The organism is Aminobacter aminovorans (genome assembly GCF_900445235.1).
Lineage (GTDB): Bacteria > Pseudomonadota > Alphaproteobacteria > Rhizobiales > Rhizobiaceae > Aminobacter > Aminobacter aminovorans.
In genome coordinates, this window is the sequence record NZ_UFSM01000004.1 from 94,236 (window position 1) to 115,259 (window position 21,024).

At 63.4% G+C, this 21,024-nt stretch carries 21 protein-coding genes; 7 read left to right on the forward strand and 14 right to left on the reverse strand.

Annotated features, from left to right (window positions below; translation table 11 throughout):
• Positions 1-10 precede the first annotated feature (10 nt).
• The 5 genes from hpaH to DY201_RS28070 are packed head-to-tail and all read right to left on the reverse strand — an operon-like array spanning position 11 to position 4,608.
• On the reverse strand, positions 11-817 hold the full coding sequence (hpaH, locus tag DY201_RS28050; RefSeq protein WP_115734614.1) for a 2-oxo-hept-4-ene-1,7-dioate hydratase: 807 nt from the start codon (positions 815-817) through the stop codon (positions 11-13).
• A complete protein-coding gene (locus tag DY201_RS28055; protein ID WP_115734615.1) occupies positions 814-1,686 on the reverse strand; it encodes a fumarylacetoacetate hydrolase family protein in 873 nt (290 codons plus the stop codon). The genes hpaH and DY201_RS28055 overlap by 4 nt, the downstream gene beginning before the upstream one ends.
• Positions 1,687-1,696: 10 nt before the next feature.
• Entirely contained in the window at positions 1,697-2,677 is a 981-nt protein-coding gene (hpaD, locus tag DY201_RS28060; protein WP_115734616.1) for a 3,4-dihydroxyphenylacetate 2,3-dioxygenase, read from the reverse strand.
• A gap of 15 nt (positions 2,678-2,692) precedes the next feature.
• Positions 2,693-4,210: a 5-carboxymethyl-2-hydroxymuconate semialdehyde dehydrogenase gene (gene hpaE, locus DY201_RS28065; RefSeq protein ID WP_115734617.1), complete on the reverse strand. Its 1,518-nt coding sequence runs from the start codon at positions 4,208-4,210 to the stop codon at positions 2,693-2,695.
• A gap of 11 nt (positions 4,211-4,221) precedes the next feature.
• The gene (locus DY201_RS28070; protein ID WP_115734618.1) at positions 4,222-4,608 is read right to left on the reverse strand and encodes a 5-carboxymethyl-2-hydroxymuconate Delta-isomerase; all 387 of its coding nucleotides are present in this window, start codon (positions 4,606-4,608) and stop codon (positions 4,222-4,224) included.
• Between the two features lie 221 nt (positions 4,609-4,829).
• On the opposite strand from DY201_RS28070, the gene hpaR reads away from it, so the two are divergent.
• A complete protein-coding gene (gene hpaR / locus DY201_RS28075; protein ID WP_115734707.1) occupies positions 4,830-5,228 on the forward strand; it encodes a homoprotocatechuate degradation operon regulator HpaR in 399 nt (132 codons plus the stop codon).
• A gap of 66 nt (positions 5,229-5,294) precedes the next feature.
• A complete protein-coding gene (locus DY201_RS28080) occupies positions 5,295-6,212 on the forward strand; it encodes a DUF6929 family protein (protein ID WP_115734619.1) in 918 nt (305 codons plus the stop codon).
• A gap of 54 nt (positions 6,213-6,266) precedes the next feature.
• On the opposite strand, the gene DY201_RS28085 is transcribed toward DY201_RS28080, so the two are convergent.
• Entirely contained in the window at positions 6,267-6,680 is a 414-nt protein-coding gene (locus DY201_RS28085; RefSeq protein WP_115734620.1) for a VOC family protein, read from the reverse strand.
• A gap of 91 nt (positions 6,681-6,771) precedes the next feature.
• On the opposite strand from DY201_RS28085, the gene DY201_RS28090 reads away from it, so the two are divergent.
• Positions 6,772-7,641: a LysR family transcriptional regulator gene (locus tag DY201_RS28090; RefSeq protein WP_115734621.1), complete on the forward strand. Its 870-nt coding sequence runs from the start codon at positions 6,772-6,774 to the stop codon at positions 7,639-7,641.
• Positions 7,642-7,880: 239 nt separating this feature from the next.
• Here DY201_RS28090 and DY201_RS28095 read toward each other — a convergent pair whose 3' ends face one another.
• The 6 genes from DY201_RS28095 to DY201_RS28120 all read right to left on the reverse strand — a co-directional run bounded on the left by DY201_RS28095 (position 7,881) and on the right by DY201_RS28120 (position 15,197).
• The gene (locus DY201_RS28095; RefSeq protein WP_115734622.1) at positions 7,881-9,689 is read right to left on the reverse strand and encodes an aminopeptidase P family protein; all 1,809 of its coding nucleotides are present in this window, start codon (positions 9,687-9,689) and stop codon (positions 7,881-7,883) included.
• Between the two features lie 35 nt (positions 9,690-9,724).
• Positions 9,725-10,738, reverse strand: a complete 1,014-nt coding sequence (locus DY201_RS28100) for an ABC transporter ATP-binding protein (protein ID WP_245432198.1) — start codon at positions 10,736-10,738, stop codon at positions 9,725-9,727.
• Positions 10,735-11,748 (reverse strand): ABC transporter ATP-binding protein, encoded by a 1,014-nt coding sequence (locus DY201_RS28105; protein ID WP_115734623.1) that lies wholly within the window; start codon positions 11,746-11,748, stop codon positions 10,735-10,737. The genes DY201_RS28100 and DY201_RS28105 overlap by 4 nt, the downstream gene beginning before the upstream one ends.
• 1 nt (position 11,749) lies before the next feature.
• On the reverse strand, positions 11,750-12,619 hold the full coding sequence (locus tag DY201_RS28110) for an ABC transporter permease (RefSeq protein WP_115734624.1): 870 nt from the start codon (positions 12,617-12,619) through the stop codon (positions 11,750-11,752).
• Positions 12,616-13,557: an ABC transporter permease gene (locus DY201_RS28115; RefSeq protein WP_115734709.1), complete on the reverse strand. Its 942-nt coding sequence runs from the start codon at positions 13,555-13,557 to the stop codon at positions 12,616-12,618. Before DY201_RS28115 ends, DY201_RS28110 begins: the two co-directional genes overlap by 4 nt.
• Before the next feature lie 65 nt (positions 13,558-13,622).
• Complete coding sequence (locus tag DY201_RS28120) at positions 13,623-15,197, reverse strand: ABC transporter substrate-binding protein (protein WP_115734625.1); 1,575 nt, start codon at positions 15,195-15,197, stop codon at positions 13,623-13,625.
• A 227-nt stretch (positions 15,198-15,424) separates the two neighbouring features.
• Between DY201_RS28120 and DY201_RS28125 the strand changes: the two genes are divergently transcribed.
• Positions 15,425-16,045: a helix-turn-helix domain-containing protein gene (locus DY201_RS28125; RefSeq protein ID WP_165916018.1), complete on the forward strand. Its 621-nt coding sequence runs from the start codon at positions 15,425-15,427 to the stop codon at positions 16,043-16,045.
• A gap of 2 nt (positions 16,046-16,047) precedes the next feature.
• Here the strand turns inward: DY201_RS28125 and DY201_RS28130 are convergent, their stop codons facing one another.
• Positions 16,048-17,079 carry a trans-3-hydroxy-L-proline dehydratase gene (locus DY201_RS28130; protein WP_115734627.1) on the reverse strand — a complete coding sequence of 344 codons (1,032 nt, stop codon included), beginning with the start codon at positions 17,077-17,079 and terminating at the stop codon, positions 16,048-16,050.
• Between the two features lie 227 nt (positions 17,080-17,306).
• On the opposite strand from DY201_RS28130, the gene DY201_RS28135 reads away from it, so the two are divergent.
• Positions 17,307-17,981, forward strand: a complete 675-nt coding sequence (locus tag DY201_RS28135; protein WP_115734628.1) for a GntR family transcriptional regulator — start codon at positions 17,307-17,309, stop codon at positions 17,979-17,981.
• Positions 17,982-18,053: 72 nt separating this feature from the next.
• Here the strand turns inward: DY201_RS28135 and DY201_RS28140 are convergent, their stop codons facing one another.
• Complete coding sequence (locus DY201_RS28140) at positions 18,054-18,524, reverse strand: Lrp/AsnC family transcriptional regulator (protein WP_115734629.1); 471 nt, start codon at positions 18,522-18,524, stop codon at positions 18,054-18,056.
• 108 nt (positions 18,525-18,632) lie between these two features.
• On the opposite strand from DY201_RS28140, the gene DY201_RS28145 reads away from it, so the two are divergent.
• Both DY201_RS28145 and DY201_RS28150 read left to right on the forward strand, forming a co-directional pair.
• A complete protein-coding gene (locus DY201_RS28145; RefSeq protein WP_115734630.1) occupies positions 18,633-20,114 on the forward strand; it encodes an aminotransferase class V-fold PLP-dependent enzyme in 1,482 nt (493 codons plus the stop codon).
• A 3-nt stretch (positions 20,115-20,117) separates the two neighbouring features.
• A complete protein-coding gene (locus DY201_RS28150; RefSeq protein WP_115734631.1) occupies positions 20,118-20,996 on the forward strand; it encodes an MBL fold metallo-hydrolase in 879 nt (292 codons plus the stop codon).
• The last annotated feature ends 28 nt before the right edge of the window (positions 20,997-21,024 follow it).

Sequence of the window (21,024 nt, forward strand, 5' to 3'; positions counted from 1 at the left end):
GACGATGTCCTCAGGCGAAGTAGGCGCTGACGGTTCCGAAGGGGCCGAAGTCGGCCATGATGGTGTCGCCGTGGCGTGCTTCGACGGGACGGATGAACGAGCCCGAGAGCACGATATCGCCGGCTGAGATCGATCCGCCGAACATGGCCAGCCGGTTGGCCAGCCAGGCGATGCCGGCTGCCGGATGGTTGAGCACGCCGGCACCCAGGCCGGTTTCTTCGACCTCGCCGTTTCGCGACACGATGGCGCCAATCCAGCGCATGTCGGCCTCGGTCGGGCGCATCGGCCGTCCGCCGGTGATGATGCCGGCATTGGCGGCATTGTCGGAGATGGTGTCGACGATGGTGCGGGTGCGGCCCGTTGCCGGGTCGCTGCGCAGGATACGCGTGTCGAGGATCTCGATGGCCGGCGCAATGAAATCGGTGGCGTTGAGCACGTCGAACACCGTCGTGTTCGGACCCTGCAGCGGCGCCTTCATGACGAAAGCGATCTCGGCCTCGATGCGCGGCTGGATGAAGCGGTCGGCCGGGATGGTCGCGGCATCGGCGAACATCATGTCGTCGAGCAGGACGCCTGAATCGGGGATGTCGATGTTGAGCGCATATTGCATTGCCTTGGACGTCAGGCCGATCTTCCAGCCGATCCGGCGGTTGCCCTGGGCAAGCTTGAGCTGTACCCACTGGGCCTGCACGGCATAGGCGTCCTCAATGTCCATCTCGGGGTGATCGAGCGACAACAGCCCGATCTGCTTGCGCTGCTTTTCGGCCTGGTCGAGGCGTTGCGCTGCTGTCTGATGCTGCTCTGGCTTAAGCTTCATGGCTGTTCGTCCATGACGGTGTTGCGCAATGTGCCGATGCCTTCGGCTTCGACTTCCACGATGTCGCCGGGGACCAGCCAGCGCGGCGGATCGAAGCGCGCGCCGGCGCCAGTCGGTGTTCCGGTGACGATCACATCGCCTGGAACAAGCGTGGTGAAGGTCGAGATGTAGCTGATCAGCTTGCGGAAGCTGAAGATCATGCGGCTTGTGCGGTCATCCTGCCGCAGTTCGCCATTGACCTTCGTCGTCAGTCGGATGTCGGCAAGCTGCGCCTCCTCGGTGTAGGGCACCAGCCAGGGGCCGATGGCGCCGGTGGCGTCGAAGTTCTTGCCCTGGGTGACGTTGAACTTGGCATGCCGTACCCAGTCGCGGATCGTGCCTTCGTTGCACAGCGACAATGCCGCGATGTGGTCGAGCGCATCGCCTTCGGAAATGCGACGTCCGCCTTTGCCAATGACGATGACGATCTCGCCTTCATAGTCGAGTTGCGGCGATTCCGGCGGCCGTACGAGGGCTGTGCCATGTCCCACGAAGGAACGTGGAAAACGGATAAACAGGGACGGATTGCCGGGCGCAGCCTGGCCGTCCTTGTACTCCTCATTGCGGTCGGGGAAGTTGACCCCGACGCAGATCAGCTTTTCCGGCGTCGGGATAGGGATCTGATAGGTGATCTCGGCTTCGGCAATGTCGGCCGAGCGCCTCGCTGCGGCTTGCGAAAGCTTGTCGAAACCATCGTCGGCTATGACCTCGCGCAATGACGCCCATTGTGGGAAGAGCGACGCCAGCTCGACGATGCCTTGGGCGGTCACTGCACCGTAGCTGGTCTTTCCGGCATGTGTATAGGTGGCGAAACGAGGCCGCTCGGTCATGTCGCTGCTCTCACGGTGCAATGATCGGCGATGCGGCGAGCGCTGACGGCCGCGGTTCGGCGCCGGCGAAGGTGCTGCCTTCCTCGAACCATGAGCGTGGGGCAGGGGCGCCCCACAGCGTCTGGCGCTGCGGGTCCTTGAGGTCCCACTTGATCGGCTCGAGGTCGGGATCGACCGTCTGGTAGTCCGAGCAATAGATCTCGATGCGGTGACCGTCAGGATCGCGGATGTAGAGGAAGAAGGCGTTCGAAATGCCGTGCCGGCCGGGGCCGCGCTCGATGTTGCCGACGTAGCCGGTGGTCGCCATCAGGTCGAGCAGGTCGATGATGTTGAGCGGCGTCGGCACCCAGAAGGCGACGTGATGCAGGCGCGGGCCGAGCCCGTTGGTGAAGGCGATGTCATGCACACCGCCCTTGCGATGGGTCCACGCCGCCCACAGGCGACCGGTCTCGTTGTCCTCGGTGAATTCGGTCACGCGGAAGCCGAGCTCGTTGTAGAAGGCGACCGACTGGTCGACGTCGGGCGAGAAGCAGTTGAAGTGATCGATGCGCAGCGGCTTCACGCCCTTGTAGAGCGCGTATTTCTGATGGATCGGCGCCAGCCGGTCCATCCGGGAATAGAACTCCAGCGGAATGCCGTGCGGGTCGCGGGTGCGCAGCGTGCGCGACTGGTACGGCCGCTCGACCCATTCGACCGGCAGCTCCCTCGTCTTGAAGAAGTGCTCGGCCTTGTCGAGATCTTCGTCCGAAAACACCTTGAAGCCGAGGTCGCGGGCCTCGGCCCGGTCGCTCCTTTTCAGCACGATGCAGTGGTGGCCGCGCTCTTCCATGGCGCGCAGATAGATCGTGTCGGCGGTTTCGTCGGTGACCTGCAGGCCGAGCGTATCGACATAGAAGGCCCGGGACTTGGCGAGGTCCGTCACCGCCAACTCGACATGGCTCAGTCGTACGATGTTGAAGGCGGGATAGAGGTTTGGTGTGGGCAATGGCATGGTTCGTATTCCCGCTCAGCCGCCGAGCTTCTGGATGTTGTGGGCCGCCGTGGCGAAGGCGATATTCTTGGTTTCCATGTAGAAGTCGAACGACCAGTCGCCGCCGTCGCGGCCAATGCCGGAATTCTTGACGCCGCCGAACGGCGCCGGCAGATGGCGGACGTTCTCCGAATTGACCCAGATCATTCCCGCAGCCAGCCCTTCGGTGAAGCGCAGGGCGCGCGTCACATCCGATGTCCACAGATATCCGGCAAGACCGTATTGGGTGTCGTTGGCAATCGAAAGCGCTTCGGCTTCGGTTTCGAACGGGATTGCCGTCAGCACCGGCCCGAAGATCTCTTCCTGGGCGATGCGCATGTCGTTGCGCGCGCCGGTGAACAATGTCGGTGCCACGTAGCAGCCGCCGCCAGGCCCGTCGACCTTGGTGCCGCCGGCGGCAATGGTAGCACCTTCCGAACGGGCGAGTTCGATGTAGGACAGCACCTTGGTCTCGTGCACCGGGTGGATCAGCGGGCCGACGACTGTCTTCGGGTCGAGTGGGTGGCCGACCTGGATACGCTTGGCCTTTTCCGCCACCATGGCCACGAACGTGTCGTGTACCGAGGCTTCGACCAGCAGGCGTGACGACGAGGTGCAGCGTTCGCCATTGAGCGAGTAGATCATGAACACGGCGGCATCCGCAGCGCGCTCGAGGTCGGCATCGGCGAAGACGATCACCGGGTTCTTGCCGCCGAGCTCGAAATGCACGCGCTTCAGCGTGTCGGCGCCCTGGCGCATGATCATCGAACCGGTGCGACTTTCTCCGACGAAGCCGATCGCCTTGATGTCGGGGTGTTCGGTCAGCGCCTTGCCGGCATCCTCGCCCAGGCCGTTGACTAGGTTCCAGACGCCCTTTGGCAAGCCTGCCTCTTCGGCGATTTCGACAAGCAACCGCGCCGTCAGCGGCGAGAACTCGGCCGGCTTGTGGACGATCGTGCAACCTGCGGCGAGCGCCGGGGCGATCTTCCACGTCGACAGCATGAAGGGCGTGTTCCACGGCGTGATGACGCCGACCGGGCCGATCGGCACGCGGGTGGTGATGTTCAGCTGACCAGGCGCCTGCAACGTGCGGCCGTCGCGCGCTTCGGGCGCCTTGTCGGCGTAGTAGCGGAAGTTCTCGGCGCCGCGCAGGGCTGCCTTGGCCATGAATTTCAGCGACTGGCCGGTATCCATGCACTCGATGAAGGCGATTTCCTCTGCCCGCTTGACGATGGCGTCGGCGATCGCGTGCAGCACCTTCTTGCGGGCATCGCCCGACTGGGCGGCCCAGGCGGGGAAGGCTGCCTTGGCTGCCTTGGCGGCCATGTCGATGTCCGCCGCCTTGCCATGTGCCACCCGGGCGAGCGGCTTGAGGTCGACAGGCGAGATGGTCTCGAAGGTCGTGCCGTCGAGCGCTGGGATCGCCTCGCCGTTGATGTGGTTGCTGACCCCGCCGGATTTGAAGCGTTCGAGATAGGCTTCAGCCTTGCGCAGGTTGTTTTCGAAATCTGACATTGAGGTTTCCGTCACTTGTTCCGCAATCGCGGGTGGATGGCGTTGTTTTTCCAGCTCAGCTCGGCGTCGATCTCGCGGATCTCGAGTGAAAGCGCGAAATGAGGCGTGGCAAAAAGAGGTGCGAGAAACGCGTTCGCGGCAGCGAAGATAGCCGTACCGGCACGCTTCTTGTCGGCGCCTGTCCGTCCGGCGCCGATCCTGAAGCTCATGTCGATGAAGGCGTTGTCCGGCAGACGGTCGGCAACCGCATAGGCGTCGGCGCGCAGTGCCCGAACTCTGACCGCGCCATGTTCGAACAGGCCGGTGTCGAGGATCGCCTGCGACAGCTCTCCGCACAGCGCCGGCATGTCGACGCGGCCGTCGAGATTGGCGGAATATTCGAGCGTGAGGTGAGGCAAGGCTTGTCTTCCTGCACAGGTGGCGCTTTGATATTTAACATGTTAAATAGTTTTGCCGATCGCTGTCAAGGCGCTTATGTCGTCAGAATTTGGCTGATTGCCGCCGCGCGGCGTTGATCCGTCGGGGCGCGGGTATTATCGAAAAGAAGTGGAATGCCGGCCAAGCCGCCACCTGCCATCAGGAGTTGCCCTTGCTGCAAAGCACCCGACGCTCGTTGCCGATGTCACTGCTGCGCGCGCGCGAAGTAGTGATGGCCCAGTTCCGCCCCATACTCGCCCAGCATGGCGTTTCGGAACAGCAGTGGCGTGTCATCCGCGTGCTTGGCGAGCAGAGCCCCCTCGATGCGACGGAACTTGCCGAACGCGCCTCGATCCTGGCGCCGAGTCTGACGCGGATCATCAAGGCGCTGGAGGAGCGCAAGTTGATCACCCGCGGCAAGGTCGAAGGCGATGGCCGCCGTGTGATGCTGTCCATCGCGCCGAAGGGGCAGGTTCTGATCTCGGAAGTGTCGCCGGAGAGCAGTGCCATCTATGATGAAGTCCAAAGGCGCATCGGTCACGAGCGCTACGAACAGCTGCTCGACCTGCTGGAGGGGCTGATCGATCTCGAAAAGAAATGACCGTCGGGCAGCGGCAATGTTCAGGCAGGTAGGAGCCATTCGTGCACAAGCTGCTATGACTACCGCATGATCGCCCTCAAGAAGCTGCGCGAATTGACCCTGACGGCTGCGACAAGTGCTGAGCGGCCATTGCATCTCAGCGCCGCAAGCGGCCTCGTCTGCCTCGATTCGACGATGTATGTCATCGCCGACGATGAACTCCATCTTGGTGTCTTTTCGACCACCGTCGCCGGCCCTGGCCGGCTGGTCAGGTTGTTCGACGGTGTGCTGCCGGAGGATAAAGCGGCGCGCAAGCGCCAAAAGCCGGACCTCGAAGCACTGACGTTTCTGCCTGCTTTCGATGGTTTTCATCATGGCGCACTGCTCGTCGTCGGCTCGGGCTCGCGGCCTAACCGGCGCGGGGGTGCCCTGCTCGGACTTGATCCGTTGGGTCGCATATCAGGCGTGCCACGAAGCCTGGACCTGTCGGCCATGCTTGTTCCGCTTGCCGCTGCCTTCGCCGAGGTCAATGTCGAAGGCGCCGTTGTTGCCGGGGACGAACTGTGCCTGTTCCAGCGCGGTAACAAGCTGCACACAGACAATGCAATTATCCGCTACCGCCTTGCTGAGGTCGTCGAAGTCGTGACCGGCCGTCGTACCGATGCGCTTCGGTCTGTGAAAATCGGCAGGCTCGATCTCGGCCATGTCGATGGTGTGCCGTTGTGCTTCACCGATGCTGCGCTGCTGCCGGGTGGTGCCATTGTCTTCAGTGCCGTAGCCGAAGACACCGAGGATGCCTTCAACGATGGCGCTTGCGTTGGCGCTGCTATTGGCATTGTCGACAACGACAACCGGCTGCGTTTCGTCCGCCAACTGGATAGGCCATACAAGATCGAGGGCATTCACGCCGAGCTCGACGGCAACCGCCTCGACCTGCTGGCAGTCACCGACGCTGACGATCCGGACGTTGCAGCAGCGCTCTATTCGGCGACGATCGCGATCTGATTACGCCAGGCACGCGATCTCATCCCTGAACCTGTCGAGCGTGACCTGTCTCGTCTAGGCGGCGAAGACGCTGTCGAAATCCTTGAAACCCTTGACCTCGATCGGATTGCCCGAAGGGTCGAAGAAGAACATCGTGCGCTGTTCGCCGGGTTCACCTTCGAAGCGGATGACAGGCGGAATGTCGAATGCGATGCCGCCTTTTTTCAAGCGATCGGCGAGCGCGAACCAGTCGTGGAGCGGAAGCACGATGCCGAAATGCGGCATCATGACGAGGTGGGTGCCGACCTTGCCGGTGCGGGTGACCTCGAACGGCTTGCCGAGATGCAGCGACAGCTGATGGCCGAAAAAGTCGAAGTCGACCCAGCTGTCGGTGGAACGCCCTTCGATGCAGCCGAGCACACCGCCATAGAAACCGCGCGCTGCGTCGAGGTCCGTCACGTGAATGGCGAGATGGAACAGTGATTTCATATCGGGTGTTTCCCAGTGTTTGACCGATATCTAGAACGTCCGATAAGAAAGGAAAACTATGGAATTGTGTTTCTCGGCATAAGGAAATCCATTGGATATCCGGTTTCTTCAGAGCCTCGTGGCGGTGGTCGAGACGGGCTCGATCGTTGCCGCAGCGCGGCGGGAAAGGCTTACGCCAGCGGCTGTAAGCCAGCGAATCCAGGCCCTGGAACGCATTCTCGGTTGCGCGCTTCTGGTGCGCGGCGCCCACACCGCACGACCGACGGAGGTCTGCCTTTCGCTGTTGCCGCGGGCCCGCGCGCTGGTTCGCGATGCCTCGCTGCTCGTCGATGATCTCGACGCCAGCGGCCTGTCCGGTGATCTCAGGGTGGGCGCGATCTCGACTGTCCTCACCGGGCTGGTGCCGGCGGTGCTGGGCAGGCTGACGGCGCGCGCGCCAACCCTGAAACTGCGGCTGACGCCCGGAACGTCCGAACACCTCTACGATCAGATGCTGGCCGGCCAGCTTGACGTTGCCGTGCTCGTCGAACCGCCCTTTGCGATGCCCAAACTGCTCGACGCCACCTGCATTTCGCGTGAGCCGCTGATGTATCTGACGCGTGATGCCGTCGCGCCCGCTGATATCGTCGCGCATGCGCGGGAGACGCCGTTCATCCGCTACGACCCGTCATCATGGGGCGGGCGTATCGTCGCCGGTTATATGGAGAAGGTGGGGCTCCACCCTGATGTGCGTTGCGACATGGATGCGCTGGAAACGATCGCGATCCTGGTTGCCAAGGGCATCGGCAGTTCGCTGGTGCCCCACTGGCCGGGGCTCGTTGCCAATGGGTTCAACGTCATTCCCGTGCCGCACGCGCATGCGCACCAACGGTCGCTGTCCTTTCTCGCGCCGAGCGTTGCGCAAAAGCCGAACGCCATCCGACTTTTGCGTGATCTGCTTGTCGAGGCGGCGATTGGCTGAGGCTCAGGCGGCGCCGCGTCCGAGCGTCTTGCCGATCCAGTCCAGCCTTGCTGCCGGGATCAGGCCAAAATTAGTAAAGTCGATGCCGTGGCGACGAGCGGTGAAGCCGGCATTCGCAACGACACCGCCGCGACGCGTGGCAGGAGTGCGTCTGTCCGAAACGCCAACAGGCCTCTGATCGGAGGCCTGAGATGGAGTGCGGTCGGTCGAGGCGGCGCATGAACTGACGTGATATCCGCTCAGATGGCGTCCCGACAGGGTGCGCACATGCGCTGCAACCACTCCAGGTCATCTCGGCCAAGCAGGGGGCTCAGCGCCGACGTTACTTCGTCATGATAGGCGTCGAGCCATCGTCTTTCCGACGATGTCAGCAGCTCGATATCGGCAAGGCGCAGGTCGAGGGGCACAAGTGTCAGGCTTTTGAAGGTCATGAAGCCGTCGCCGGCCTCGACGATCTCGACCTGGTTTTCGAGGCGGATGCCATATTCTCCCGCCTTGTAGTAACCGGGCTCGATGGTCGTTACCATGCCGGGCCGCAGGGCGATCTCGTTGACGCGTTTGTCGAAGCGTTGCGGCTGCTCGTGCACCGACAGGAAGTGGCCGACGCCATGGCCGGTGCCGTGGTCGTAGTCGAGACCGAGCTCCCAGAGGTGCCGCCGCGCGAAGGCATCGACATGGTGGCCGAAAGTGCCCGCCGGGAACTTCAGCGTCAGCATCGAGATCAGCCCCTTGAGCACGGCCGTATAGGCGCGGCGGATCTCCGGGCCGATCTCTGCCAACGCAGTCGTGCGCGTGGCATCGGTGGTCCCGGTCAGATATTGACCGCCGGAATCGAGCAGATAGACGCCGGCCGAGGTGATCGGCGCGTTGGTCTCGACAGTAGCGTTGTAATGGCACATCGCGGCATTGCCGGCGGAAGCTGAAATCGTTCGGAAGCTCGGCTCGACGAACAGCCTGCTGTCGCGGCGATAGGTCAGGATGCGCTCTTCAGCCTCCAGTTCACTCACCGGCATGCCCTGGCTTTCGCGCGTGCGGCCGTAGCGGTCGAGCCAGGCCAGGAAACGCACCCAGGCAGCACCGTCCTGGCGGTGGCAGTCACGGAAACCCTGCAGCTCGACTTCGTTCTTCAGCATCTTGGCGAGTGTGATCGGGCTGCGGGCGAGCTTGACCTCGCCGCCACCGTCACGCGCCGCATGGACAACCGCCGAGGGCGCAAAACCGGGATCGACGAGTGCCGTCCGACCGTTGGCAAAGGCAGCGACGCGTTCCAGCAGGCGCGCCGGCTCGGCGAGCGCCACCCCATCGAGCTCGAATTCGGAGAGATCGTTTGGCAGCTTGCGGTGGTCGACCAGCCACTCGGTGCTGCCGTCCTTGTCGATGATCAGGAAGGAATGCGGCATCGGGTTGAACGCCACGTCGCGGCCGCGCACGTTGAGCAGCCAGGAGATGTTGTCGGGTTGCGCCTCGACGAGGAAGTCGGCGCCCTGGGCTGCGACCAGCTCGGCGATGCGGCGTTTCTTTTCTGCAACGCTGTCGCCCGAGTACCGGCGGCCGAAGGCCATGATCGGTCCGAGCGGCTTCTCGGGCTGGTTCGGCCATATCGCATCGACGAGATCGTCCGAGGCAGCGACCCAGCTGCCACCGGCTGACATAACGGCTCGACGGCAATCCTGGTCCCAGGTCGAGGGCAAAAGCATTGCATTGAAGCCGATGCGCTGGCCTTCACGCACGTGCTTCGCCAGCCAGTCCTTCAGCGGCGCATCGTAGAAGTGCTCGATGGCAAAGCTGCCGAGGTCGACCTCGTCGCGCACCTGCACCTGGTAGCGGCCGTCGACGAAGATCGCTGCCTTGTCGCGCATGACGATCGCGACGCCGGCCGAGCCGGTGAAACCGGTGAGGTAAGCGAGCCGGCAGTCATGTGGCGCGCAATACTCGCTCTGGTGTTCGTCAAAGCGCGGCACGACGTAGCCGTCGAGCCCCTCGTCGGCGAGCTTGCGGCGCAGCGCTTCAACGCGGCCGGTCGTGTCCAGCCTGTCGGTCGGTGTCATGTCGTCTGTCCTTGAACTGCAGATGGTCGCGGCTATCACGCCGCTGAGATGGTTTCGGCGAAGTGGCAGGCGGCCATGCCGGCGCCGACAGGTCGGAGCGCCGGCTTTTCGATACGGCAGCGCTCGGCGGCATGCGGGCAACGCACATGGAACGGGCAGCCCGGAGGGATGTCGAGCGGGCTCGGCAACTCGCCTGACAGTGCCGGCGCGCGCTTGCGGTCTTCCGGATCGAGCGACGGTGCCGCAGCCAGCAGCGCCTGCGAATACGGATGGCGCGGCCGCGAGAACAGCGCCTCGGACGGGCCGACCTCGACGATGGCGCCGAGATAGATCACCGCGACCCGGTGCGAGACGTGGCGCACCAGCCTGAGATCATGCGCAACGAACAGCACCGTCAGTCCGAGATTGTCCTGCAGCTCAAGCAAAAGATTGACCACCTGCGCCTGAACCGAGACGTCGAGCGCTGACACAAGCTCGTCGGCGACGAGACAGATCGGCTCGAGCGACAGCGCACGCGCGATGCCGATGCGCTGGCGTTGCCCGCCGGAGAATTCGTGCGGGTACTTGTCGGCGGCACCCTCGGGCAGGCGCACGAGATCGAGCAACTCGTCTATGCGCCGCTCGATGGCAGCGCCTTCGCGCATCCTGTGCACCGAGATCGCCTCGCGCAGCGTATCGCGCACCGTCATGCGCGGGTTGAGCGAGGTATAGGGGTCCTGGAACATCATCTGGACGCGCTTGTTGTAGGCGCGGCGTTTCGGTCCCTTGAGCCCGGCGACGCTCTCACCCTCGAACAGAATGTCGCCGCCCCTTGGCTGGTGCAGTCCGGCGATACAGCGCGCCAGGGTCGACTTGCCGCAGCCGGATTCGCCGACGATGCCGAGCGTCTCGGCCGGCATGACGTCGAGGTCGACGCCATTGAGCGCCGATACGACCTGGCGCGGCCGGCCTGCCAGCGTATCGGAAAGCGAACGCGGTTTTTCGAAGCGCATGGTGAGGTCGCGGATGGACAGCAGCGGCCTGGCCGACTCCATGGTCAGCATGTTCATGACGCCGCCTCGTGTTGACGAAAGTGAGCGAGCGCCGCGGCGCGATGGTGGCAGGCCACCTGGTGATAGTGGTCGACGTCAGCGAGCAGCGGGCGAACATCACCGCACTCCGGACCGGCAACCGGGCAGCGCGCGGTGAAGGCGCAGCCTGGAGGCAGCGCGCTGAGTGACGGCGGTGCGCCAGGGATCGAGTAGAGCGGTGTGCGTGGCGCGACATTGCGCGGGATCGAGCGCAACAGCCCGAGCGCGTAGGGGTGGCGCGCGTCAGCGATCACCTGGCTGGTGGTGCCCACCTCGCACAGACGCCCGCCATACATTACCGCCACCCGGTCACAGGTCTGTGCCACCACGCCCATGTCGTGGGTAACGAGGATCACGGCCATGCCGAGATCGCGGCTCAGCGACTGGATCAGGCGCAGGATCTGGTCCTGGATCGTCACATCGAGCGCCGTCGTCGGCTCGTCCGCCAGCAACAGCTGCGGGTTCGAGGCAAGGGCGATGGCGATCATGACGCGTTGGCGCATGCCGCCCGAGAATTCGTGCGGATAGTCGCCAAGCCGATTGCGCGCAGCGGGAATGCCGACCATGTCGAGCAACTCGATGGCCTTGGCCTTGCGTGCCCGGGCGTCGAGCCCGGTATGGGCGACGAGGTTTTCGGCGATCTGCAGGCCTACCGTCAGCAACGGGTTGAGCGACGACATCGGCTCCTGGAAGATCATCGCGATCTCGCGTCCGCGCACCTTGCGCAACGCCGCTTCGTCAAGCGATGCGAGATCGCGGCCCTTCCAGAGGATCTCGCCGCCGACGCGGCCACGCGGACGGACGATGCCGAGGATCGAGCGCAAGGTGATGCTCTTGCCCGAGCCGGACTCGCCTACGAGGCCGAGGATCTCACCTGCCTTGACGCTGAAGGAGACGTCGTCGACGGCGATCAGTGGGCGCTCGCGTGAACCGAATTCGGTCCTGAGATGGCGCAGATCGAGCACCGTATGTTGCAAGTGTTCGGTCATATCAGCGCCCCTTCGGTCGGAGCAGGTCGGCCAGCGCGTCGCCGAGCAGGCTGAAGCCGAGACCGGTGAGCACGATGGCGAGGCCCGGCATCAGGCTCATCCACCAGGCTGTGAGCAGGAAGTTGCGCCCTTCTGCGATCAGCACGCCCCATTCGGCCGCCGGCGGCTGCGCGCCGAGGCCGAGATAGCCGAGCGAGGAGCCGAGCAGGATGGCCAGCGCCATGTCGGTCATCCAGTAGACGATTACAGGCGAAATCGCATTGGGCAGGAGGTGGCGGAAGATGATGCGGCGGTCGGAATAGCCGAGCACCCGGCCGGCGGCGGCGTAGTCGTTTGCCTTCTGCGTCATGATCTCCGCGCGGGTCAGCCGCGCATAATAGACCCAGTTCACCATGGTGATGGCGATGTACATGTTGACCAGGCCCGGCCCGAGCACGGCGACGATTGCAATGACCAGCACGAGGAAAGGAAAGGTGATGATGGCGTCGACGCAGCGCCCAAAGATGGTGTCGGCGATGCCGCCGTAATAGCCAACGAAGGCGCCTATGGTGACGCCGATGGTCAACGCGAAAATGGTCGCGAACAGCGCCATCTGCATGTCGACACGGTAGGCCCAGATGACCCTTGAGAGAACATCGCGGCCGAAATTGTCGGTGCCGAAGGGATGTGCGAGGCTCGGCGGTTGCTGGATCGCCGTCATGTCGAAGGCAAGTGGGTCGTAAGGCGCGAAGATTTGCGGAAAAAGCGCCAGCGCGATCGACATCGCGATGATGGCAAAGCCGATGGCGAAGGACGGTCGCGCAAAGGCTCGACCGGCGAAGGCGCGGAAGCGGCTCGGCCTGCGCGGCAGGGATCGTGCGATTGCGCTCATGCCTTGCGAAGCCTCGGATCGAGCAATGACTGGACGACGTCGGTAAGCAGGAAGACGATCGAAACCAGCACGGCGAAGGTCAGCGTCAGGCCCTGGATCAGCGGATAGTCGCGGGCGAAGATCGCCTCCAGCATCAGCCGGCCGACGCCGGGAATGGCGAACACCGTCTCGGTCACCAGCGTGCCGCTCATCAGGTTGCCAATCGACAGGCCAAGCAACGTGACGGTCGACACCAGCGCATTGCGCAGCACGTGGCGGGTCATGATGATCCGCGTCGACAGACCCTTGGCGCGGGCGAATTGGACATAGTCGGCGTCAAGCACCTCGATCAAGGATGCGCGCAGGTTTCTGAGGATGATCGCCGAGGTGTAGAGCGCGACGCTCAGCGCCGGCAGGATCAGGTGGTGCAGATTGTCGAGAAAGCCCGTGCCGTAGCCGCCGACCGGAAACCATCGCAATTGCGCCGCAAGCACCGTGAGCAGCACCAGGCCGATGTAGAACACCGGCATCGACAGCCCGATCTGGAAGACGCTGCGAATGACGACGTCGGTCGTGCTGTTGACGCGCACCGCGGCGAGAAATGCCAGCGGCCCCGCCAGGCAGACGGCGAGCGCCACCGAATAAAGCGCCAGGAAAATTGTCGTTGGCAGACGGTCGAGAATGACCTCCGTGACCGGTGCCTTCAGCATGATCGAGCGGCCGAGGTCGCCCGTCAGCGTGTTCTTGACGAAGACCACGAACTGCATCGGCAGCGGTTGGTCGAGGCCAAGATTGTGGCGGATCTGCTCGACCTGAGCGTCGGTCGCCTTGGCTTCCGCCATGGCGATGGCGGGGTCACCGGGCAGCATGCGGACAAGCAGGAAGATGAAGACCATGACCAGCAGAAAGGTCGGGATGATCTGCAACAGCCGCGCCAAGAGATAGGAAAGTGAAGGCATGAACCAAACCTTGTGCAAGAGGCCGGGCAGCGCGTGCCGCCCGGCATCCACCGGTCATCTTGGGATCACTTGGCGCGCCATGCGGCCGAGAAGTCGTTGGCGCCGAGGGGAGTCTGGACATAGTCCTCGACCGATTTCGACACGGCTACGGCGAAAGGCGTTTCATAGAGGAAGAGTAGCGGCGCGTTCTCCGCATAGATTTCCTGCATGCGCTTGTATTCGTCCTTGCGCTTGGCAGGATCGACCTCGGAGTTCGACGCCTCGAACAACCTGTTGAACTCGTCGTTGTTCCAGCCGGTGCCAACGGCCTGGCGCTGTTTGTAATAGCCGAGCCAGCCGGTCACCTGTGCGGGGTCGTTGACGTCGTTGGCCCAGCCATAGGTGTGGATGTCGAACTCGCCGGAGCGGTTCTTTGCGCCGCGCGTCGGGTTGTCGACCTGCTCGACCTTCAGGTTGACGCCGAGCGGCGCCCACATCTGCTGAAGGGCTGTGAACAGCGTCGCGTCGTCGGCGCTGCCGGCGAGCGTGGTGAAGGTGATGTCGAGGCCGCCATCGGCACCGGCTTCGGCTAGCAGTTGCTTGGCTTTCTCCGGATTGTAGGGGTATAGCGGCTCCGGCCCGTAATGCAGCTGGGTTGCCGCCGACATCAGCGAGGTCATCGGCTTGCCGGTGTCGAAGGTCACCAGCTTGATCAGCATGTTCTTGTCGGTAGCGTAGTTCAGCGCCTGGCGCACCTTGAGGTCGGCGAGCGGGTTCTTCGAGCCGTCCTTGCGGGTGTCGCGGGTATTGATCGGCGCATAGATGATGCGGGTCGAGGGAAATAGCTCCATCTTCAGATTAGCGTCGCCGCTGAGTTCGCCGACACGGGCGAACGGAATGAATTCGGCGACGTCGACTTCGCCCGCCTGCAGCTTGAGGATGCGGGTGGCGTCATCTGGAATGACGACGAAATCGACGCCATCGAGATAGGGCAGCGGCTTGCCGTCCTCGCCGGCGCGCCAGTAATTCGGATTCCTGGCGAAGCTCATCGAGCTGCCTGCGGTGCGGCTCTTCATGGTGAAGGGGCCCGACGTCACCGGGTTGTTGTCGAAATAGGCCTTGGCTTTTTCCTGGTCGTTGGCGCCTGCGGCCTTCTCGAACGCGGCCTTGGAGACGATGCCGGTGTTGAAGGTTGCGAGGATCGAGGGGATCGTGGGATCGGGCTGCTTCAGCGACAGCGTGACCTTGCCGCCCTCTGCCGTCACCTTTTCGACCGAGCCGAGCAGGCCGGCCCATGGCCCGTCGGGATTGCGGGCGCGATCGAGCGAAAAGACAATGTCGTCGCCCGTGATGGCCGAGCCATCGGAGAATTTCAGGCCGTCGCGCAGCTGGAGCGAGATCGATTTGCCGTCGCCGGCGACCGCGTAGCTTTCGGCCAGGCCGGGCTCGATCGCGCCGTCGGCGCCGTTGCGCAGCAGCGTCTCATACAGGCTGGTGATCATCCACAAGTCGGGATTGCGATCGGCCCAGACCGGGTCGATGACGGCGGAATCGTCATAGCGGGCAAAGGTCATCGAGCCGCCGCGCTCGACCGCCAACGCCGACGTCGCTGTGCTCAGACCAAATGCTGCGCCGAGCAAAAGCGGCAAAAAGCGTTTCATGTCTTCTCCTCCTCTTGGCCTGCCGGCAATGCCGGCGCTACGCCTCCGCGACTAGCTTGGATATTTTATCCAATTTTGCCGGACAATTTTCTTTGCGTCCGGATTGCCGCGAAGGCATTGTGCAGTTCCCCATCAAAGCGGCGGCGCGGGGGCCATTTTGGCTTGCGCAACCAACTTTAGCTGGACTAAAGTTCATCGAAATTGTGAAGTCAAGCGGAAAGACAGTGATGCCCCTCGATATCGATGACGCGGCCGCAGGCAACGGGGACGCGCCGCATGCGGACATGCCTGCCGCCGCTTCGATCGGACAGATGCTGCGGGCGCGCCGCAAGCTGATCGGAAAGACGATGAAGCAGGTCGCGGCCGAGGCGGGCCTGACCGAAGGCTTCATCAGCCAGATCGAGCGCGGGATTTCGACGCCGTCGCTGATTTCGCTCTACAACGTCGCCAGTGCGCTCGAAACCAGCGTCGACACCTTCCTGTCGCAGCCGCCGGAACACACCCATTCGATGGTCTCGCATGCCGGTGCGCGCCGTGGCTACAATGTCGAAACCAAGGAGCGCGTCTATGAGTTGCTCGAGCGCGGCTTTCCCGGTGCCCAGCTCAATGGCTGCATCACCCACATGCCGCAAGGCTATGCCTCCGAGATTACGACCCATCAGGGCGAGGACTTTCTCTATCTGATCGAAGGCGAGATGCTCTACGAGATCGATGGCAAGGAGTACCTGCTCAAGGCCGGCGACACGCTGCATTTCCCTGCCTCGCTGCCGCACCGTGCCCGCAACGTCGGCCCGGGTCCGGCGCGCGAGCTCTGGGTTGGCACCACGCGCATCATCTCCGAGACCTGACCCTACTGCTTTCGCGGCCAGGTGTCGGCGAGCCTGTAGCCTGCCGGCCAGGGATCGTCGGGATCGAGCATCACCTGGTGGGTGCCGGTGATCCAGGCGCGTCCGGAGATTTCCGGAACGATCGCCGGCCGGCCGGCGACTGACGTCTCGCCGACGATGCGGCAATCGAAGGTCGAACCGATGATCGAATGGCCGCTGAAACGCTGACCGACCTTCATCAGTCCGCGTGCGTGCAGCACGGCCATGCGGGCCGAGCAGCCGGTGCCCGTCGGCGAGCGGTCGAGCTTGGCGGGCTGGATGACGACGGTGTTGCGGCCATGCAGGACGCCGTCCCTTTCCTCGACCGGAAGCGCCAATTGGCAAAATGAGATGTGGTCCCATTCGTGGTTCTCGGGATGCGAGAAGCCGAGCTGATCATTGGCGGCGCGCGTGATCCTTATGCCGGTTTCGGCCAGCTCGCGCGCCTCGTCGGGCGTGACGGAAAATCCCAGCGCCTTCGCGTCGGCGATGACGAAGCTGTCGCCGCCGTAAGCGGTGTCGACGGTCAGCGTGCCCAGGCCCTCGACTTCGAGCTTTGCATCCAGCCTGTCGGCAAAGGACGGCACGTTGGTGACAGTGATCCGCTCGGCCTTGCCATTGCGGCAACTCGCCACGACGTCGACAGTCCCGCCCGGCGCCTCAAGGACAAAGCGCGTCTCCGGCTCCTGCAGCGGCACGATGCCGCTGTCGAGCAGCACGGTCGAAACGCAGATCGAGTTGGAGCCCGACATCGGCGGCGTGTCTTCCGGCTCCATGATGATGAAGCCCATCGCGGCGCGCGGGTCCTTGGGCGGCACCAAAAGATTGATGTGGCGGAACACCCCGCCGCGCGGCTCGTTGAGCACGAAATTGCGCAGCGTCTTGTCCTCGGCGATGAAGCGCCGCTGTTCCCACAAAGTGTTGCCGGGCGGTGGCGCAACACCACCGACGATGACGTCGCCGACCTCGCCCTCGGCGTGGCACGACACGATGTGGATCACCTTGCTTGTGCGCATCCTTCGCCTCCTCGCGAATTCGCTATGTTCCCTGCCGCCACGATGCCGGGTCCGCACATCGTGCCTCGGTCATGCGGATCTTGCACCCATAGAAAAATCGGATCCAATATACAATCTGGAATATGCAATTGTGCGGGAAGAAAATGCTGGGCATGTTGCCCCCTGTTGCCACAGCACCTATCACCGAGCCTTGGCCGTTGGCCGCAATCCTGCAAGGTTGGACCGCAATGAAACTGGAGACCGTCGATATCAGGCAAGCCGCATCGGCGGCCGATATCGTCTACGAGGCGCTACGCAAGGCGATCATCGAAGGCGAACTCGCCGAGGGCGAAAACCTCAGGCAGGACCAGATCGCCTCGCTGTTCAACACCAGCCGCATTCCGGTGCGCGAGGCGCTGTCGCGGCTCGAGCAGAACGGCCTGATCACCACCCAGCGCTACAAGGGCGCGGTCGTCGCCGGCCTGTCGATCGAGGAGATCGAGGAGATCTTCGAGTTTCGCGCGCTCATCGAGGCGGAAGTCATCAGGCTTGCCGTGCCCAACATGAACGCGAAGACGCTTGATATGGCCCGACGTCACTGCGCGGCGTTCGACAGCGAAGCCAATTCGGCCAAGTGGGGCGAGATCAACCGCAACTTCCACTACAGCCTCTATGAGGCGGCGCGGCGGCCCTACTATCTGCAGATCGTGCGCGCTTCGCTCGACCGCATCGACCGCTATCTGCGCGCCCAGCTGACATTGACCGACGGCATGAATCGCGCCCGGCGCGAACACCAGGGCATCCTCGATGCCTGCATCGAAGGCAATGCCGACAAGGCAGCCGATCTCACCCGCGACCACATCCTCGGCGCTGGCCGCGCGCTGGTGACGTTCCTCGAGGAAACGCGCGGCAAGAACGACTGAAGAACGCTCAAGCCGCCTTCTGGCTCTCCGGCCGCCGTCAGAGCATGCTCGACACTGTGCTCTGAGTGCTGGTCAGCGTAGCCGGGCCAGATCCGCGGCACGGTTCTCGATGATCGCTTCCATGGAAAAGAAACCGGTCACCGTCGCCAGGTCGAAGTTGGTGATCAGTTTCTGGTAGAAGGCGTCGTAGCCCGACATGCCCCTGGTCACCACCTTGATCAGATAGTCCCAGTCTCCGCCGATGCGATAGAAGTCAGTCACCTCGGGCATGCGTTCAACATGCTTGCGGAAATTGTCCGCCCATTCTTTGGAGTGGTGGCGGGTGCGGATCATGACGAACACGGTCAGGTCGTAGCCGAGTGCCGCAAGGTCGATGTCGGCATGGGTGCCGCGGATCAGGCCGGATGCATTGAGCCGCTGCAGGCGGCGCCAGCAGGCGTTTTGCGACAGCCCGACACGCTCGGCCAGGTCGCGCTGCGAGATCGCACCGTCCTTTTGCAGGCACGCCAGAATCTTGTTGTCGATTTCGTCGATTTTTTCCATGATTCAGATCATATGACCCAAGATGGCTGCAAAGTCGCGCGAAAAAGATGAGGTTTCACCTCCCGCATCCGATTAGAATCGCCTCCAGTTGGTTGCGGGAGAGATTCGATGAAGACCGAGCGCTGCGAAAAGCCTGGCGGCACCGGCTTGCTGGACAAGTTCAAGGAGTGCCTTGCCGTACGCGACGTCGTCGCGGAGCTGCGCAGCGGGCTTGTCGGCAAGGACGCGAAGATCGACGGCCCGTTCGGCCCTAAGCCCATGGTCTATGCCGACTATGTCGCTTCCGGTCGGGCGTTGATGCAGATCGAGCGCTTCGTGCTCGAGGAGGTCTTGCCCTATTATGCCAACAGCCACACCGAGGCTTCCTACTGCGGCGGCATGATGACCCGCCTGCGCCGCGAGGCGCGCGCGGCGATCGCCGCGTGCTGTGGCGCGAGCGACAGGCATGCGGTCATCTTCGCCGGATCGGGCGCGACGGCCGGCATCAATCGGCTGGTCAAGCTTCTGGGCGTTGTCGATGCCGTTGCCGTTGGCAAGCAGGTCCGTGTCATCATCGGCCCCTACGAGCACCATTCCAACATCCTGCCTTGGCGCGAAAGCGGGGCGGAGGTGATCGAGATCGCCGAATGCGCTGCCGGTGGACCTGATCTAGTCGCACTGGACGAAGTGCTGCAATGGGAGGCTGACCTCACCGTCTGCGCGTTTTCGGCTGCCTCCAACGTCACCGGTGTCATTACCGATGTCGCTGCCATCACCAGGCAGGCGAAGGCGGCTGGCGCCAAGATCGTCTGGGACTATGCCGGTGCGGGACCCTACATGCCGATCGCCATGTCGCCCGTATCAGGCGCCGAAATCGATGCCGTGGTCGTCTCGCCGCATAAGTTCCTCGGCGGTCCGGGCGCTTCGGGCGTGCTGATCGTCCGCCGCGATGCGGTTACGACTGACAAGCCTTCATGGCCCGGCGGCGGCACCGTCAAATTCGTTTCGCCTGCGGGCCACGACTACAGCACCAGCCTGGAAGCGCGGGAGGAGGCGGGCACGCCCAACGTGGTCGGCGACATCCGCGCGGCTCTTGCCTTCCTGGTCAAGGAAGCGCTCGGCGCGGATGCGATGCGGGCTCGCAACGCTGAACTGACCAGCCGCGCTATGTCGGCCTGGAATGGCGCCGGGAACATCGAGCTGCTCGGCGCCCTGGCCCCGCAAAGGCTGCCGATCTTTTCGTTCCGGGTCAGGGACGGCAAGGGCAGCTATGTTCACCAGCAGCTGGTGACCCGCATGCTCAGCGATCGCTTTGGCATCCAGGCGCGTGGCGGCTGCGCTTGCGCCGGCCCTTATGTCCATCGCCTGCTGTCGATCGGCGAGACGGAATCTGAGCGCATGCGCCAAGCTATCCTGGCTGGCGACGAGATCAGCAAGCCAGGCTTTGTCAGGCTTAATTTCAGCGTGCTGCTGCCTGAAGAGAAAGTGCAGTTCATCCTCGATGCGGTGTTGAAGCTGGCTTCGGACGCGGTGCAGTATCAGGAGCGCTACGATTTCGATGCCAGCCGTGCGATTTTCTATCCGCGCGCTGCCGAAATGGCCGAGGCTTGAGAGATGGCAAGACCAGACGTCGCCGCCTTTTTCGACCCACGCACCTGGTCGGTGCAGTATGTGGTCTCCGACCCGCGAACCCGAAAGTGCGCGATCATCGATCCGGTCCTCGACTTCGACGAGAAATCGGGTGCGACGGCGACCGTCAACGCCGACAAGCTGCTGGACCATGTTCGCGACCAGGATCTGGAGATCCAGTGGATCCTCGACACTCACCCACATGCCGACCACTTCTCGGCGGCGTCCTATCTGAAGGCAAAGACCGGTGCGCCGACGGCGATCGGGGCGCGCATCGTCGACGTGCAGAAACTATGGGCCGGCATCTACAACTGGCCTGAACTCCGCACCGACGGTTCGCAATGGAACCGGCTGTTCGACAAGGGCGACACCTTCGCGATCGGCGACATCAAGACGGGTGTGATGTTCTCGCCCGGTCACACGCTGGCATCCGTCACCTATGTCGTCGGCGATTCAGCTTTCGTCCACGACACCGTCTTCATGCCGGACAGCGGCACCGCACGTACGGATTTCCCCGGCGGCAGCGCCAATGCGTTATGGTCGACGATCCAGGACATCATGGCGCTGCCTGATGACACCCGCATTTTCGTCGGGCACGACTACCAGCCTGGCGGACGCACCCCGTTGTGGGAAAGCACCGTTGCCGCCCAGAAAAGTCAGAACATTCACCTGACGCGTTATGAGCGGGAAGAGGACTTCGTGGCGTTTCGCAATGGGCGCGACGCCACGTTGCCGATGCCGAAGCTGATCCTGCATGCACTGCAGATCAACATCAATGGCGGCCGGCTTCCCGAGCCCGAAGCTAATGGCCAGCGCTACCTCAAGTTCCCGCTCAACGCGCTTGACGGAGCTGCCTGGGGTTGATGTTCCCCGCCTCCGGGAGCAGGACGCT

Bases quoted from the DNA above. Each gene is read 5' to 3' on its own strand.
- hpaH (WP_115734614.1), bottom strand. From the start codon at position 817: ATGAAGCTTAAGCCAGAGCAGCATCAGACAGCAGCGCAACGCCTCGAC.
- DY201_RS28055 (WP_115734615.1), bottom strand. From the start codon at position 1,686: ATGACCGAGCGGCCTCGTTTCGCCACCTATACACATGCCGGAAAGACC.
- hpaD (WP_115734616.1), bottom strand. From the start codon at position 2,677: ATGCCATTGCCCACACCAAACCTCTATCCCGCCTTCAACATCGTACGA.
- hpaE (WP_115734617.1), bottom strand. From the start codon at position 4,210: ATGTCAGATTTCGAAAACAACCTGCGCAAGGCTGAAGCCTATCTCGAA.
- hpaR (WP_115734707.1), top strand. From the start codon at position 4,830: ATGTCACTGCTGCGCGCGCGCGAAGTAGTGATGGCCCAGTTCCGCCCC.
- DY201_RS28080 (WP_115734619.1), top strand. From the start codon at position 5,295: ATGATCGCCCTCAAGAAGCTGCGCGAATTGACCCTGACGGCTGCGACA.
- DY201_RS28085 (WP_115734620.1), bottom strand. From the start codon at position 6,680: ATGAAATCACTGTTCCATCTCGCCATTCACGTGACGGACCTCGACGCA.
- DY201_RS28095 (WP_115734622.1), bottom strand. From the start codon at position 9,689: ATGACACCGACCGACAGGCTGGACACGACCGGCCGCGTTGAAGCGCTG.
- DY201_RS28100 (WP_245432198.1), bottom strand. From the start codon at position 10,738: ATGAACATGCTGACCATGGAGTCGGCCAGGCCGCTGCTGTCCATCCGC.
- DY201_RS28105 (WP_115734623.1), bottom strand. From the start codon at position 11,748: ATGACCGAACACTTGCAACATACGGTGCTCGATCTGCGCCATCTCAGG.
- DY201_RS28110 (WP_115734624.1), bottom strand. From the start codon at position 12,619: ATGAGCGCAATCGCACGATCCCTGCCGCGCAGGCCGAGCCGCTTCCGC.
- DY201_RS28115 (WP_115734709.1), bottom strand. From the start codon at position 13,557: ATGCCTTCACTTTCCTATCTCTTGGCGCGGCTGTTGCAGATCATCCCG.
- DY201_RS28120 (WP_115734625.1), bottom strand. From the start codon at position 15,197: ATGAAACGCTTTTTGCCGCTTTTGCTCGGCGCAGCATTTGGTCTGAGC.
- DY201_RS28125 (WP_165916018.1), top strand. From the start codon at position 15,425: ATGCCCCTCGATATCGATGACGCGGCCGCAGGCAACGGGGACGCGCCG.
- DY201_RS28130 (WP_115734627.1), bottom strand. From the start codon at position 17,079: ATGCGCACAAGCAAGGTGATCCACATCGTGTCGTGCCACGCCGAGGGC.
- DY201_RS28135 (WP_115734628.1), top strand. From the start codon at position 17,307: ATGAAACTGGAGACCGTCGATATCAGGCAAGCCGCATCGGCGGCCGAT.
- DY201_RS28140 (WP_115734629.1), bottom strand. From the start codon at position 18,524: ATGGAAAAAATCGACGAAATCGACAACAAGATTCTGGCGTGCCTGCAA.
- DY201_RS28145 (WP_115734630.1), top strand. From the start codon at position 18,633: ATGAAGACCGAGCGCTGCGAAAAGCCTGGCGGCACCGGCTTGCTGGAC.
- DY201_RS28150 (WP_115734631.1), top strand. From the start codon at position 20,118: ATGGCAAGACCAGACGTCGCCGCCTTTTTCGACCCACGCACCTGGTCG.